The sequence below is a fragment of the Catenibacterium sp. CAG:290 genome, assembly GCF_000437715.1.
Classification (GTDB): domain Bacteria; phylum Bacillota_I; class Bacilli_A; order Erysipelotrichales; family Coprobacillaceae; genus Catenibacterium; species Catenibacterium mitsuoka_A.
The window spans coordinates 65319-80405 of sequence record NZ_FR898842.1; the positions used below are offsets into that span (position 1 = coordinate 65319).

The window sequence follows — 15087 nt, forward strand, 5'->3', positions numbered from 1 at the left end:
GGAGGTGCCATATGTCTTTGAATGTTGGTAAGATTATCAAGGCTCAGGGTCCAGTTGTCGATGTACAGTTCGCTGCGGATAAAGATCTTCCAGATCTAAATACAGCCATCACAATTGATAACCATGGTGAAGAGTTAACTGTAGAAGTTGCTCAGCATATTGGTGATGATATTGTAAGATGTATCGCAATGGGTCCTACTGATGGTCTAACAAGAGGTATGGATGCTGTGGATACTAATGCACCTATTAGTGTTCCAGTAGGTAATAAAACACTTGGTAGAATGTTCAACGTATTAGGACATTCTATTGATGGTAAAGATGAATTGACTGAAGAAAAACATATGCCAATTCATAGATCAGCACCTACATTTGCTGATCAGAGAACTGAAACTGAAATTCTTGAAACAGGTATTAAAGTCGTTGACTTGATCTGTCCATTCATCAAGGGTGGTAAGATCGGGCTATTCGGTGGTGCCGGTGTAGGTAAGACAGTTCTTATCCAGGAATTCATCAACAACATCGCAACTGAACATAACGGTTTATCAGTATTCGCCGGTGTTGGTGAACGTTCTCGTGAAGGTAATGATTTGTATTATGAAATGAAAGAAAGTGGTGTATTAGATAAGACAACACTAGTGTTTGGTCAGATGAATGAACCACCTGGATCAAGACTTAGAGTTGCATTATCAGCACTTACTATGGCGGAATATTTCCGTGATGAACAGGGACAGGATGTCTTACTATTCATCGATAATATCTTCCGTTTCACTCAGGCTGGTTCAGAAGTATCTGCCCTACTTGGACGTGTTCCATCTCAGGCAGGTTATCAGCCAACTCTTGCAACTGAAATGGGTCAGTTACAGGAACGTATTACTTCAACTAAACAGGGTTCTATTACATCTGTACAGGCTGTTTATGTACCTGCCGATGATATGACTGACCCTGCTCCAGCAACTACATTCACACACCTTGATGCAAGAGTTGTACTTGATCGTAGTATTGCAGCATTAGGTATTTACCCTGCAGTAGATCCACTAAACTCTTCTTCTAGAGGTCTTGATCCAAACGTTGTTGGTAAAGAACATTATGAAGTGGCTCATGGAGTAACTCAGATGTTACAGAAATATCAGGAATTACAGGATATTATCGCAATTCTTGGTATGGATGAATTGAGTGAAGAAGATAAACTAATCGTTGCACGTGCAAGAAGAATTAGAAACTTCTTATCACAGCCATTTACTGTTGCAGAACAGTTTACTGGTTTAGATGGTAAGTATGTACATGTAGAAGATACAGTAAAAGGATTTAAAGAAATTCTAGAAGGCAAATATGACGATTTACCAGAGCAGGCTTTCCATAATGTAGGTACTATTGAAGAAGCAGTAAAGAAAGCTGAATCTTTAAGTGAGTAAATTTCATTTACATATCGTCACTCCTAAAGGTACCTACAGGGATGTAGACGTAGATATTCTGAACATTAGAACAACTGATGGTCAGATGGGTATACTTGCTCACCATATGCCATTGGCGAGTGGTGTGGAAATCGCCGAAATGAATTATAGGATTGATAAAGACAGATATGAATTCGCTGTTGGTGGTGGATTTGTTTATGTAGATGGTGATAATACTGTTACACTTATTGTGAATGATATTGAATCACCAGAAGAAATCGACCTACGCAGAGCTGAAGAAGCAAAGGCAAGAGCTGAAGAGAGATTAAGATCAAAGAATCCAGATGTCGATTTACAGCGTGCTGAAATTGCATTAAAGAAGGCTATTACACGTATTCAAGTCAAAAACAATTACTAGGATCCAGGGTTATTCCCTGGATTTTCTTTTGGAGAAGTTATGAAAAGTGATTATGTGAGAGTAAAAGATTATATACCTGATATATATGTGGAACTACGTTATGCAACAGAACGTAATTTTACACATACTAAAGTATATGATTTTGATGAAGCGTATTTAAGAAGAGGTACTACACTTAAACTCAAGAAGGTTCAGGAAGAGTTAAAAGAAATAGGTTATAGTTTAAAAATCTGGGATGCTTATAGACCATTTACTGCACAACAATATTTCTGGGAACTGATCCATGATGATGAGTTTGTTGCTGATCCTACAAATGGTCCTAAGACACATAATTTTGGAAATGTTGTAGATGTGACTCTTGTAAAGAGTGATGGAAGTGAAATAGAGATGCCTACAGAGTTTGATGATTTTACGAGTCAAGCAAGTAGAGATTATTCATGGTTAACAGGTGATCCTCTTAAACATGTTCTATTACTAGAAGAAACAATGGAGAAGTATGGCTTTATAGGATATGAGGGTGAATGGTGGCATTATACAGATGAAGATTCTTATGACTATGTAGAATTTAAGCCAAACGAAAGACACAGCTAATAATGACGCTGTGCCTTTTTAATTAGAGTATAAATAATAAGTGTAAGTAATATCCCAATACATGCTCCTGTAGAATCTATCATAACATCTCTAAAGCTTGCACTACGTCCTCCTACAAAGAACTGATGAAGTTCATCTGAACATGCATAGAGGAAACTCACTAGTAGTGATATAAAGCATTTAAAGCGTAAGGGATAAGTTTCATAAGTAAACATCAGCAACATTGTAAGAATACTTAAAACGAAATATACAAACATATGTGCACATTTACGAATAATGAATTCTATAAAGCTAAAAGCATCTGTAGATAATGTATTCACTATATTGTGTCCAGTTAATGTCTTAGATATGTGTCCTATGAGATAGATGACTGATTGGGAAGAAGAGGAACTTTTAGGACCTGTTTGATTAGAAAAACAGAATATAATCCCCATCCAGATTATGATTAATAGAGTAAGTAGTATACGTAATTTCTTCTTTTTAGTCATAATGTTTCTCCCCTCTTTCTTGAGTTTATAATATACAACATCTGTAAAGAAAAAACAAATGTGTAGTGTATAGGTATTTTTGCTTACATACACTGTATAATTGTAAACTTCATAATTATTTGAATATCAAATCATACGATAATGTTTGACAATCTATAATTTAGATGTTATATTATTAAATGCATGAAAGCGCATTTACTTTGTGCTTATTGATTTTATTATTTTTACATCAGAATGAATTATGTGAAATTATTGATACAAATTGATGATTCATAATACACATGTTAAAATGATTTAACGCGAAGGAGGACACACTGATAAAAAAACTATTTAAGAGATTATGCGTTACAGTTTTATCTTTCCTGATGGTTGTAAGTAGTACTACTCTTCCAGCATTTGGTGAAGATATTAACTATAATGAAAGGAATGATATAGCAAATAGCTTTAGATATTCAAATGGGCGTGCAAAGAAAAGAGGCTACGCGAATTATGCTGCACGTGCTTCTTTGAATTCAGGATGGCCCGATGATCCAAAGGCTATTTGCAAGGGGATTGATGTAAGCTATCATAATGGCACTATTGACTGGAAGAGAGTCAAACAGTCAGAAGTAAAGTATGCGATTATCAGATGCGGTTATGGTAAAAATGTTAAGAGTCAGGATGACAAGAAATGGGAAGAAAATGTAAGGGGATGTACAGACAACAATATTCCTTATGGTGTTTACCTATATTCTTATGCGGATAATGTAGAGAAAGCATCTAGTGAAGCAGATCATGCAATTCGCTTATTAGAAGGTAAGAAGTTCAAGTATCCTGTTTATTATGATTTAGAAGAAGATAAGATACGTGACAGGCTCACTAAGCAGCAGATTGCGGATATTGCACAGACATTCTGTGATAAGCTATCTGCCAGGGGTTATACTGTTGGTATTTATGCGAATAAGAACTGGTTTACTAATTATTTGACTGATAGTCGTTTTAATAACTGGACTAAGTGGGTTGCACAATACAATACTGTCTGTAATTATCACGGCAAGTATGATATGTGGCAGTGCTCATCTTCAGGAAGTATACCAGGCATTTCAGGTAGAGTAGATTTAAACTATTCTTATAGTCCATTTGAATATACTGGACTCGCTCAGTATGGCAACGAATGGCATTATATTGAGAATGGTAAAGTAAACTGGAATTATACTGGTCTTGCTCAGCATGGCAATGAATGGTTCTATATTGAAAAAGGTAAGCTGAACTGGGATTATTCAGGAATTGTGGAATACAATAATCAGTGGTTCTATGTTGAAAGAGGACGCTTAAACTGGAATTATACAGGTTTAGGTCAGTCAGGTAATGACTGGTACTATATTGTAGGTGGACGTGTAAACTGGGGCTATACAGGTCTTGTGCAGAAAGGCAATGAATGGTTCTATGTTAAAGGTGGCAAGTTAGACTGGAATCATTCAGGCCTTATTTACTACAATAATACCTGGTTCTATATCGATCATGGACGTATTAACTGGAATTACAGTAATCCAATCTACTACAATAATGCCTGGTTCTATATTGATCATGGTTATATTAATTGGAATTTTACAGACTTAGTTCTTTATAATGATACCTGGTATTATGTAAAGAATGGTCAGATCGATTGGAACTATACAGGTTTAGTTTATCATGCTGGTGGATGGTATTATGTTTCTAAAGGAAAGCTAGACTGGAATCATTCAGGGCTTATTTACTACAATAATAACTGGTTCTATATCGATCATGGACATATCAACTGGGATTACAGTAACCTAATCTACTACAACAATGCCTGGTTTTATGTTTATCATGGTATGATTCATTGGGATTATTCGAATTTAGTTCTTTATAATGGTACCTGGTATTATGTGGATCATGGACAGATTGACTGGCATAAGACTACTTTATCACAGGTTAATGGATCAGGTTCTTGGTACTATGTAGAAAATGGTCAATTAAATTGGTCATATAATGGGACTTACAATTACAATGGAATAAATTACACAATACGTAATGGTATTGTTTGTTAGGGACAGTGTATGTCCCTATTTTTATGCATTAAAAAAGGATGTGATTAATCACATCCATTCTAACATTCTTCTGAAACGATGAACTTAGGTCTTCCTTTGATTTCATCATAAATCTGTGCAATATAGTAACCAATAATACCAAGACAGATCATGATAATACTACTAGAGAATAACTGAAGTAGAATAACTGTAGTAAAACCTCCTAAAGCTGTACCATTTACATACTGTACAATTGAGTTAATACCAAATATTACAGAGATAAGTAACATGATGAAACCACAAATAGTGACAATCTGCATAGGTGCAGAAGAGAAAGAAGTAATATTAAGTATTGCATACTTAATTAATGATTTAGTAGACCACTTTGATTCCCCTGCTTCTCTTTCAGCAACTCTAAATGGAATCTGTGTTGTCTTAAATCCTACCCATGAAGATAAAGCTCTAAAGAAAGAATTCTTTTCCTTCATATTAAGTAGTACTAACATTACTTTTCTATCAAGAAGCTTGAAGTCTGATGCATTCATCATATCGATATTAGTCAACTTAGATAGAAAGTATTAGCCATAAATCTATGGATACCTGATTCTTCTCCTCTATCCTCTTTGACAGCTTCTACAACTTCATATCCTTCCTGCCATAATTTATACATTTCTACAATTTTGATTGGTGGATGCTGTAAATCACAGTCCATGACAACACAACAATCCCCTTTTGCATATGTTAAACCTGCAGTAATTGCAGATTCTTTACCGAAGTTTCTAGAGAAATGAACACCTCTTACATGTTCATGTTTCTTTGATGCTGCTTGGATTCTATTCCAAGTATCATCTTTAGAACCATCATCCACAAATAAGATTTCATAAGGAATCTTATGTTCTGTCATGATATCTACTACAACATTCGCAGTATTATCAATTAATAGTCCTTCATTATAAGATGGTATTATAATACTTAATAAACCTTCCATTTTAGTTTTCCTTTCTATGTTTTTTTCTATAGATTGCACTTACGATTATAAACAATATTGCGCCTGCTGTTAAGCCGATACCTAATGTTTTGTATTTTGTATGATATCTCATAGTAATTTTATTAGTACCAGAATGAAGCTTGATGGCATATAAGCAGTTTCCAAATGACTTCACTTCTGCCTTTTGATTGTTCACTAATACATCCCAACAATCATCTACAGGTACAGATAAATAGAGATAACTATCTTTATCTTCTGCTTTAACTGTTGTATCAATAGCACCATTTTTTATTGAGATATTAACTTCATTCTTACGTGCTGTTTTAGCATACTCATCTAATACATTTAAATCTAATGCATAGAAATAGGCATTATCATAATTGAAATTAGAGTCTGCAGATTCAACTCTTAACTTTGTATTTGAGTTATCTGTTTCAATATGGAATACAGTTGGTGATAACCAGCATGCATACTTTGTAATCATATTTTTACCGTTATAAACATAAGATTCAGAATCTGAATTCCAAGGGATAAAACCATAATAAACCATGTTCTTATAGTTAGAAGTATTCAATTTAATTTCTGTATTTGAATCATCCTTCTTCATTACTGAATATTTAACCGGTTTATAGATATCTTTTGAAGTATTGAATAACTGTTTAAATAATAAGTTCTGATAATCAAATGGGTTTAAATAGCCTTTTTCATTCTTGATTGCATCAAAGTTACTACATGTAAATGCGAGAGGCATATAATATGGATTTGTATATGTATACTTACCATTGAGTTTAGTATTGTTTTTCTTTACTAGACCAGTGTAGTTTTCAGAAGTTAATACATATTTTACACTAAGTAATGAATCAATACCTAACATAGATGTATTTGTGACAGTTAAACAATCTGCATATGTAGGATAACCACACTTATTTAAGAACTCTAACTGTGTACCATCTGGTGAAGAAGTATATCCACTTGTTGATTTATATCCGTAGGATAGTGACTCGTTGTAGTTTGCAGTCAAATTACCATCATACATACCAAACATGCTTTTTGTTTTCACATCATAATCGTGATTAAGATTGCGTTCATATGATGCTCTGTTAGAAGTTTGGGTTATTCTATAACTTGAGGCATCATTACTTTCAATTTGATTGATGATTTTTTCTTGATTTTTTCTATATGATTTATAATTTAAGATATCCATAGAAAGAGAATTTGCAAGTAAATTAGAATTTATTCCTAAATCAACAGAACTTGCAATAAGCAATAGAACAAGGAACACATATTTTAGCTTTTGATTAGTAATTAACTGACTTGTGATCAATAAGATAGTTAATACTATGAGCATAGAAATAGTTAAATAAGCGTTTGTTTTCTCTTGAGGTGTATATTGTTGAGTGAAATAAATATTTAATAAAGAGAATAGAATTGCAGCAACTCCTATTGAATATAAGTTTTTTTTATCTGTTAAATAAATACAATTATATGCTGCTAAGAATAGAATAAAGAATTCAACAAGGAATGAATATCTATAGTTATAGCTGGTTACAGACTTAAAAAGAGAGAATACTAAATAAAGAGGATGCCAATAAAGACATAGAAGTATTCCAAATAAGAATACACCAAGTATTACCTTTACTTTTGCTTTGATTCTATTGTTGAAGAATACTGATAGTGAAAGTACTATCGCAAGTCCTCCACAGAATAAAGCAGGATATCCTAACATACTTTCTGCTCCATAGCTATACTTAGGAATAACACTTAACATATTACCTACAAAAGAGAAGTCTAATAAATCTTTAAATGAAAGACTTCCTCTAGGACCATTCGTTAAAGCACCAATAGTAGGTAAGAATAAGATTGCACTTACCATTACTCCTAGAATCATCGCAATCACATATCTAATACCAGTCTTAATAAACTGAATGAATGTCATTTTGTTTTCTACGGCATATAAACAACATTCTAATAAGAACCAGATACCAGTAAAGACACAGCTGATTCCAGCCATATACCAGTTAAAGATAATAGCTAAACCTACCGCAATAGATAGATTCCAGTTCTTTTTTCCCTGCACAATATAATAAACCTGTAATAACATGAAAGGTAACATGTACATGCCATCTAACCACATGATATTACTTGCTTGGAAGAAGCTATATTGACATAAACCATAACCGCAGGAAAGTAGAATAAAGAGAATACTATTGTCTTTATAAGATGTTTCAAATCTATTTGTGACAAAGTACGCAAAGGCGATGGATGCTAATGTAAGCTTTAATGCGACAACAATATTAAAGAATGTATAGAGATTCGCATTAGAGAAAAACAATAATAATAAATTAAATGGTGAAGATAAATAATAGCTAAGTACAGCTACATTTGATCCACCCAATGTTTTCCCAAAACTATAAGTTATTGAATTCTTTCCTGCAATAACATCTTTTAGATAAGAGAAGAAATCAATATATTGAATATTTGCATCCATTACAGCTAATGTTTTAGTGCCAAATGGTGCAAATCCACTTAATGCATAAATACATAAAATAATGAGTAAAGTAATAAGTCCGGATATGAATATAATCTTACTTTTTTCTTTTTTATTCATAAGAACCTCCCTTGAATTCAAACACAATAATTATAGCATAAAACGTTATTTGATTATATAAATGATACTGTATGAGTATGTGGTTTAATAAATATTAATGTTTTAGTACAGAATTTTTATGAAATCTTTTGTTTTGTTTGATGTGACTGAGTAAATAGAATATAATAAAGACGAATGTGACTAAAAAATTAGTTAGTTACAGAAATTGTGGAGTGAGGGAATATTTAATGAATAAAGATAAAGACATTTTTGATAGAATTATGGAGTGGAAGATTCTTAGTATCTTTAATCCGTTTTATAAAAAATATAAAGAAGTATTATTGTATTTATTCTTTGGCGGTTTAACTACAATTATTAGTATTGGCTCTTATGCCTTTTTTGATGTCAGTATGCATATGAATCCAATGATTGCAAATATCTTTTCTTGGATACTTGCAGTATTATTTGCCTATGTGACTAATCGTATCTGGGTATTTGATAGTAATGCGGAAGGTATGAAGGGGATTATCCAGGAAATGGTTTCTTTCTTTGGCGGTCGTGTTGCGACTCTATTAATGGAAGAAGCTATCTTATATGTTGGTATTAATTTATTGAGTATGAATAGTATTGGCGTTAAGGTGGCTGCACAGATTCTTGTACTTATTGGGAACTACTTAATTAGTAAGTTATTTGTATTTAAGGGGAAATAATATGAAGACTGTTATGAAATGACCGTTGTCAAGACATAAATCAACTTTCATAATATTTCTATTAAGTTTTATCATCAAGGGCATAGAAAGACCTCAAATCATATACTTTTAGTAACAAAAGAACTTCAAAATAAAAGCGGAAAATGGTATAATTGTCCGCGAATATAAATAAATATCTTATTGTTTCTGTTTAATAAAAAAATGGCACGAAAGGTATAGGTTTAACACCATCTAATGATTTTGGTAAGCCTTTGAATACCTTCTTTAGTAATAGAATAATATAACCAGCTACAAAACCATATAGTAATGCACCTAAGAAGCCAGGTGTTGCAGCTACTTTTGCAGCACTAGGATCTAAGAATGTTGCACCAGATTTAGCAAGTAAACCACCTGCAAAACCTACAGCTAAACCAGGACGGTCCGCAATAGACATAGCGATAAATCCAGAAAGGATTGGTAACATCATACCAAATGATACGTTACCCATGTTATTAAACCAAGCAGCAAGAGGTGTAGAAGAACCAAACTTAGCCCCTGCACTCTTATCATCTACTAAGAATGAGATGGCAATCATGATCCCACCAGCAACAACGAATGGTAACATATGACTTACACCATTCATTAAGTGCTTATAGAAGCTTCTACCAGCACTTTCATTTGATACAGCTTCTTTTGCATCAGCACTTGCATGATAGATAGGTGCTTCACCATTTTTAATCTTATTAATTAATTCTTCAGGATGACGGATTCCTTCAGTGACTGGAACGATTAATACTGGCTTACCATCAAAACGAGCCATTTCTACGTTCTTATCTGCTGCAACGATAATACCATCACATGTTTTGATTTCATCTGCAGTTAAGGCATTTCCGATCCCTTCAGAACCGTTTGTTTCTGCCTTTAATGGATAACCAAGCTTTTCACCTGCTTTAGTTAAGTTTTCTGCAGCCATGAAAGTATGCGCAATACCTGTAGGGCAGGCAGTAACAGCTAATACTTTATATCCAGTAGTGACTGGAGCTTCTGCTTCTTTTGCTTCTTCAGCATCTTTTTCTGCTTCCTTCTTATCGATCATGCTTAAGAATTCTTCTGGTGTTTTCGCATTTAATAAGTCTTTACGGAATCCTTCATCCATTAATAATGCGGATAACTTTGCTAGAGCCTGTAAATGAGTGCTTCCTCCATCAGCTGGAGCTGCAATCATGAAGAATAAGTGAGCAGGCTGACCATCTAATGATTCATAATCAACACCATCAGGCACAGTCATAGCTGCTAACCCCGGTGCTTTAACTGCCCCAACCTGAGCATGAGGAATCGCAATTCCTTCACCAATACCAGTAGAAGTCAATGCTTCACGGGCTAAAATACCTTCTTTGTATGCATCCTTGTCTGAGATCTTACCAGTTGCATACATTAAATCAATAAGCTTGTTGATTGCTTCATCTTTTGAACTCACTGAGACATTGAGTTCAATGCCCTTTAAGTCCAATAATTCAGTAATTTTCATATTGTTTATTCTCCCTTTAATTGTGCGAGACATTCATCAATGAAGTCTCTTTTCGCAAGTGAATATGAGAATGCTGTTGCTCCACCACATGCAGTACCAAGTGCTAAAGCTTCATCATAATCTCCATTATTTAAATAACCAGCCACAAAACCAGCTACCATAGAATCACCAGCACCTACGGAGTTCTTTACTGTACCCTTACATACACCTAAACGATGTGTATTGCCATTTTCATCTACTAATAAAGAACCATCACCAGCTAGTGAAATCAATACATTACGAGCACCCATTTCCTGTAGCTTATTTGCATACATCACTAGATCCTCTTCAGTTTCTAACTTAACATCAAAAATTTCTTCAATTTCATGATTATTAGGCTTAATCAAGAATGGATGATAAGCTAATACATTAACTAATAGTTGTCCAGTTGCATCTACTACAAACAAGATACCCTTGTTCTGTAATCTTTCTAGAATTTCTTCATAAATTCTAGGACTAATGCATTTAGGAATAGAACCAGAAAGAACTAATACATCACCTTCTTTTAATGTATCAAGCTTTTTGAATAACTTTTCTACATCTTCATCAGTGATTTGAGGTCCCATACCATTGATTTCTGTTTCTTCATCACTACGCATCTTTACATTAATACGTGACATACCTTTTTCTACCTTGATGAAATCAGTCTTGATATCATACTCACTCTTAGCACGACGTACAATTTCATCACCTGTAAAACCAGCTACAAAACCTAAAGCCTCAGATTCATAACCTAATTCTTTAAGAATTGCGGAAACATTAATGCCCTTACCTCCACAGAACATATGTTCTTCACATACTCTGTTGACTAATCCCTGTTGGAAATGATCAACTGTAATAACATAATCTAATGCAGGATTAAAAGTAATTGTGTAAATCATTTACATGGTCTCCTTTTTTTCATAAAAATCTTTTTATTACAGCGCTATTATATGATGTAAATGCTTTCTTTGTCAATAGATTTCATGTAAATAATTTACTTTGATTAATACTAAAAAGTATGACAACTAGATGTAAAAACATCTTTGTCATACTTTTTCTGTTATCGGTCACTATACTAATATATTATCTCTTATCTACCGCAAACATCTCTTCACACTGGATCATAGACTTATGTAAGTCTTCTCTACTTATGCAGTAACATACTAACACATTCATATTATTATCATATCCAGTTTTTTTCTTTACATGACCATAATTTGTCAAATTCTTGATCTAGCTGAATAGCATTTACTATCGGCAGCAAAACAGATTTAATAATTTCAATTGTATCTTTAAAGTTTATGTTGCCCATGACTTTTTTCTTTTTCATAAAGTTATTCCATTTGTCATTTCTCATATTATCTTCCACGAAATCTTCCTCAAAAGCAACAATATCATTGAATGTAGTCCCTCTATGAGAAAAAGTCTCTTGAATTGCCTTCTGTAAATCTAATCCTACCAAATCAAATTGTATTACTAAAATATATATGTCATAGAAATCCTTATATCTTCCATTAATTAATCCCAATGATACAATCGCTTCAAATTTTTCAGCGATTACAGAGCATATTGAATATGCATATATTTTTGGAGAATCCATATCGAGAATCATAGGAAAATCCATTTCTACTCTATCTGGATAAACAACATCACCAAATCCAATATCTATTGATACAGGTATTCTCGTTCTGCCTAAATATGCATGTATGGATATATTTACTCCATGGTATTCTTTAAATTCTGTAATACTACGAATATTCAATGAATTTAAATCAAACCGTATTGCATCATCATACTCTATTGAAAAAATCTCGCGAAACACATCTCTCATTCTCTCTGTATCATTAGGAATTTTATCTGCAAGTAAATCAATGTCTTTTGTCACTCTAGTAAATTGCTTATTGAATAGAGCATATAGAAAAACTCCACCTTTAAGAGTGAATCTATCTGCATATTCAGAAATCGATAATCTATAAATCGAACGTTCTAAAGCGTATGCAAATAGATTATCTTGCATAGATCCACCTTCTTTCACAGACATATTTTTTAACCGTGCTTTTACAGATTCAGGATTCATTATACAAGCACCTCCAGATATTTTCTCATGATATCTCCACACTTACACTTGTCAGCATAACGTATCAACTGATTGAGGTTTCTATCCCTTCTTCTCAAATAATTCACTAATACTTCTTTTGCTTCTTCTATTCCTACCTTATCACGATAGAAGATTATATCCACAACTGTTTTTTCAACATTATAAATATGAAATAGATTTTTTCCATCTGCAATAGTCTCTATTCCTAAGCTATATCGTTCATTTGTATAATAGTGAATATCAATTTCAGGCCAATCAGGAAGAGTAGAAACCCTTGATTTTCTTTGTATAGCTACATCAACTACATCTGGCATATAATTCGTAAGATCGTAATAAACCGCTGCACTCATTAAACATATAACTCCTTGAGGTACATATCCATATATATAATAAAACTCTAACTCCTCGCCTTTAAAGGTCATATTCTCATAGAATTTCTTATTTAGTTTTCTAAGTAGTCCCTTCTCTACAAGTCGATTTATTTTATACAAACTAAAACCCATTTCTTTTAGTTCTTCAACCGAAATAATCATTTGATTGTTAGGTATTATATTATTGTTTATCATAATAATTATCACCTCCTATTTTTATTTATTTTCGGCATTTTTATCATTGTGCCGAATTACATTAAAATTATAAACATTAATATCTTCTGCGTCAATCACTACAGAGTATACTTTGGCCTAATGCTTCGTACTTCATATTTGAAGTCTGGACTTCCAAGTTGCTTATGCATCTATATAAGATAGTCTGACATTTAAGTATCCACCTATTTTTGTTAGTCCTTATCCATTCAAAATATACTTCTTACTTTTACTTGACAGAGTTGCTGCAAGATTATTCCTACTAAAATATCATACTAGTGTATTTGTTTATTAAGACTTCTTTGAAGCTGTTCAATTCAAAAGAACCTAGCATTTATCTTTGATAGCTGATGGTCTTATTTAAATATACGTTTAAGCTGCTATTTTACTGTAAAAAACTTTTTCTCGTTCCTCCTTCTTTTGATTTAAAAAAATTCTCTATATATTATCTATACCCAACTTATTCGACAAATTCTTAATCAAATCTATTTTCAGTAATCGAATCTCCTTTAGAGGGGGGGGAATTTCTCTGCAATCTTTAATTAAAATAATAAAAAAAAAAAAAAAAACAGATAACAATTATTATGCTATCTGTATGTATTATCTCTTATCTACCGCAAACATCTCTTCACATTGGATCATAGACTTATGTGCATTCTCTACCATCACTGTTAAGAATAAGAATATAATCTCTATAACAGTCATTGCAGAAACTCTAGAAAAACAGAACTCATCAAGAAAAAGTTTTTCTCTTGTTGCAGTCGTAATATGATATTGTACTTCTTCTCCTATGGCAGAATATGCATTATTAGTAATACCTAAAGTCATAGCCCCATTCTTATTGGCTATCTTAACTGCTTCTAATACTTTATCTGATTCACCTGAGTTACTAATTGCAATCAGTACATCTCCTTTACCTAAAGTAAAGGAATAAGATAACTGTGTTTCCCATATAGTACCTGCAGTTGTAGGAATACCTAATTCATTGAACTTAAAAGCTGCATCAATAGCCACAGGAATCGTATTTCCTACTGCTACTATCTGTACCCTAGAAGCATCTTTAATACCCTCTAGAACCTCTTTAAATTCATCTGTATTAATCGAATTGACTGTCTGTTTAAGTTCAGTAATTTTATTTGCAAGTATATTCTGCAATGATTGTGGTATATTCTCTAATGATATTTCATTAGATATTTCCCCACCTTTATGTGTATCTACAAGTTCCTGTGCTAAAGAGACCTTTAAATGGGCAAACCCCTTTAAACCTACCTTACGACAAAATCTAGATACAGATGCAATAGAGACATCACTTGTTTCTGCGAGTTCAGATACAGTCATATCTACTACTTCTTTTGGATTATTTAATATATACTTCGCAATCTTCTTTTCAGCGTCAAATAACTGATCATATAACACCGTAATATTATCTAATACACTACTCATTCTTATTCTCCTTCTACAATGAAATTCCTTACATCATCATGTTAACACAAAAAAATTCTTTACACAAACAGATAGAGAAAATGAGAGGGTCATAGATATATCCCACTCATTTAAGATGCATCCTAGTAATAATTTGTATCTGTTATCTTTTTTAACATTACTCATATCAGTATTGTGATCAGATTGCTTCTTATTATCATTGATAAGAACGCAAAAAAATAACTACCTCGT

General features: G+C 33.0%; 14 protein-coding genes. 5 read left to right on the top strand and 9 right to left on the bottom strand.

The features are described from left to right. The first annotated feature begins 11 nt into the window (after positions 1 to 11). From atpD to QVO42_RS07685, 3 genes are read left to right on the top strand one after another with little or no spacing between them, the layout of a single operon-like run. A complete protein-coding gene (atpD, locus tag QVO42_RS07675; RefSeq protein ID WP_022425539.1) occupies positions 12 to 1412 on the top strand; it encodes a F0F1 ATP synthase subunit beta in 1401 nt (466 codons plus the stop codon). Further along, positions 1405 to 1809 (top strand): ATP synthase F1 subunit epsilon, encoded by a 405-nt coding sequence (gene atpC, locus QVO42_RS07680; RefSeq protein ID WP_022425540.1) that lies wholly within the window; start codon positions 1405 to 1407, stop codon positions 1807 to 1809. The genes atpD and atpC overlap by 8 nt, the downstream gene beginning before the upstream one ends. 39 nt (positions 1810 to 1848) lie before the next feature. Further along, on the top strand, positions 1849 to 2400 hold the full coding sequence (locus QVO42_RS07685; RefSeq protein ID WP_022425541.1) for a M15 family metallopeptidase: 552 nt from the start codon (positions 1849 to 1851) through the stop codon (positions 2398 to 2400). On the opposite strand, the gene QVO42_RS07690 is transcribed toward QVO42_RS07685, so the two are convergent. Beyond that, on the bottom strand, positions 2397 to 2888 hold the full coding sequence (locus QVO42_RS07690) for a VanZ family protein (protein WP_022425542.1): 492 nt from the start codon (positions 2886 to 2888) through the stop codon (positions 2397 to 2399). The genes QVO42_RS07685 and QVO42_RS07690 overlap by 4 nt on opposite strands. A gap of 365 nt (positions 2889 to 3253) precedes the next feature. On the opposite strand from QVO42_RS07690, the gene QVO42_RS07695 reads away from it, so the two are divergent. Then, a complete protein-coding gene (locus QVO42_RS07695) occupies positions 3254 to 4939 on the top strand; it encodes a glycoside hydrolase family 25 protein (RefSeq protein ID WP_022425543.1) in 1686 nt (561 codons plus the stop codon). A gap of 59 nt (positions 4940 to 4998) precedes the next feature. Here the strand turns inward: QVO42_RS07695 and QVO42_RS07700 are convergent, their stop codons facing one another. The 3 genes from QVO42_RS07700 to QVO42_RS07710 are packed head-to-tail and all read right to left on the bottom strand — an operon-like array spanning position 4999 to position 8514. Beyond that, positions 4999 to 5466, bottom strand: a complete 468-nt coding sequence (locus QVO42_RS07700) for a glycosyltransferase involved in cell wall biogenesis (RefSeq protein WP_022425544.1) — start codon at positions 5464 to 5466, stop codon at positions 4999 to 5001. Between the two features lie 11 nt (positions 5467 to 5477). After that, positions 5478 to 5906 carry a glycosyltransferase family 2 protein gene (locus tag QVO42_RS07705; protein ID WP_022425545.1) on the bottom strand — a complete coding sequence of 143 codons (429 nt, stop codon included), beginning with the start codon at positions 5904 to 5906 and terminating at the stop codon, positions 5478 to 5480. Between the two features lies 1 nt (position 5907). Next, the gene (locus QVO42_RS07710) at positions 5908 to 8514 is read right to left on the bottom strand and encodes a YfhO family protein (RefSeq protein WP_022425546.1); all 2607 of its coding nucleotides are present in this window, start codon (positions 8512 to 8514) and stop codon (positions 5908 to 5910) included. Between the two features lie 227 nt (positions 8515 to 8741). Between QVO42_RS07710 and QVO42_RS07715 the strand changes: the two genes are divergently transcribed. Beyond that, positions 8742 to 9203, top strand: a complete 462-nt coding sequence (locus tag QVO42_RS07715; RefSeq protein WP_022425547.1) for a GtrA family protein — start codon at positions 8742 to 8744, stop codon at positions 9201 to 9203. Between the two features lie 190 nt (positions 9204 to 9393). Here QVO42_RS07715 and QVO42_RS07720 read toward each other — a convergent pair whose 3' ends face one another. From QVO42_RS07720 to QVO42_RS07740, 5 genes are all read right to left on the bottom strand, one after another. After that, complete coding sequence (locus tag QVO42_RS07720; protein WP_022425548.1) at positions 9394 to 10710, bottom strand: fructose PTS transporter subunit IIA; 1317 nt, start codon at positions 10708 to 10710, stop codon at positions 9394 to 9396. Between the two features lie 5 nt (positions 10711 to 10715). Beyond that, positions 10716 to 11630 (bottom strand): 1-phosphofructokinase, encoded by a 915-nt coding sequence (gene pfkB / locus QVO42_RS07725; protein ID WP_022425549.1) that lies wholly within the window; start codon positions 11628 to 11630, stop codon positions 10716 to 10718. Between the two features lie 284 nt (positions 11631 to 11914). Beyond that, the gene (locus QVO42_RS07730) at positions 11915 to 12808 is read right to left on the bottom strand and encodes a nucleotidyl transferase AbiEii/AbiGii toxin family protein (RefSeq protein WP_022425550.1); all 894 of its coding nucleotides are present in this window, start codon (positions 12806 to 12808) and stop codon (positions 11915 to 11917) included. Then, complete coding sequence (locus QVO42_RS07735) at positions 12808 to 13395, bottom strand: type IV toxin-antitoxin system AbiEi family antitoxin domain-containing protein (protein WP_022425551.1); 588 nt, start codon at positions 13393 to 13395, stop codon at positions 12808 to 12810. The genes QVO42_RS07730 and QVO42_RS07735 overlap by 1 nt, the downstream gene beginning before the upstream one ends. 618 nt (positions 13396 to 14013) lie before the next feature. Further along, complete coding sequence (locus tag QVO42_RS07740) at positions 14014 to 14856, bottom strand: MurR/RpiR family transcriptional regulator (RefSeq protein WP_022425552.1); 843 nt, start codon at positions 14854 to 14856, stop codon at positions 14014 to 14016. Positions 14857 to 15087 lie beyond the last annotated feature (231 nt).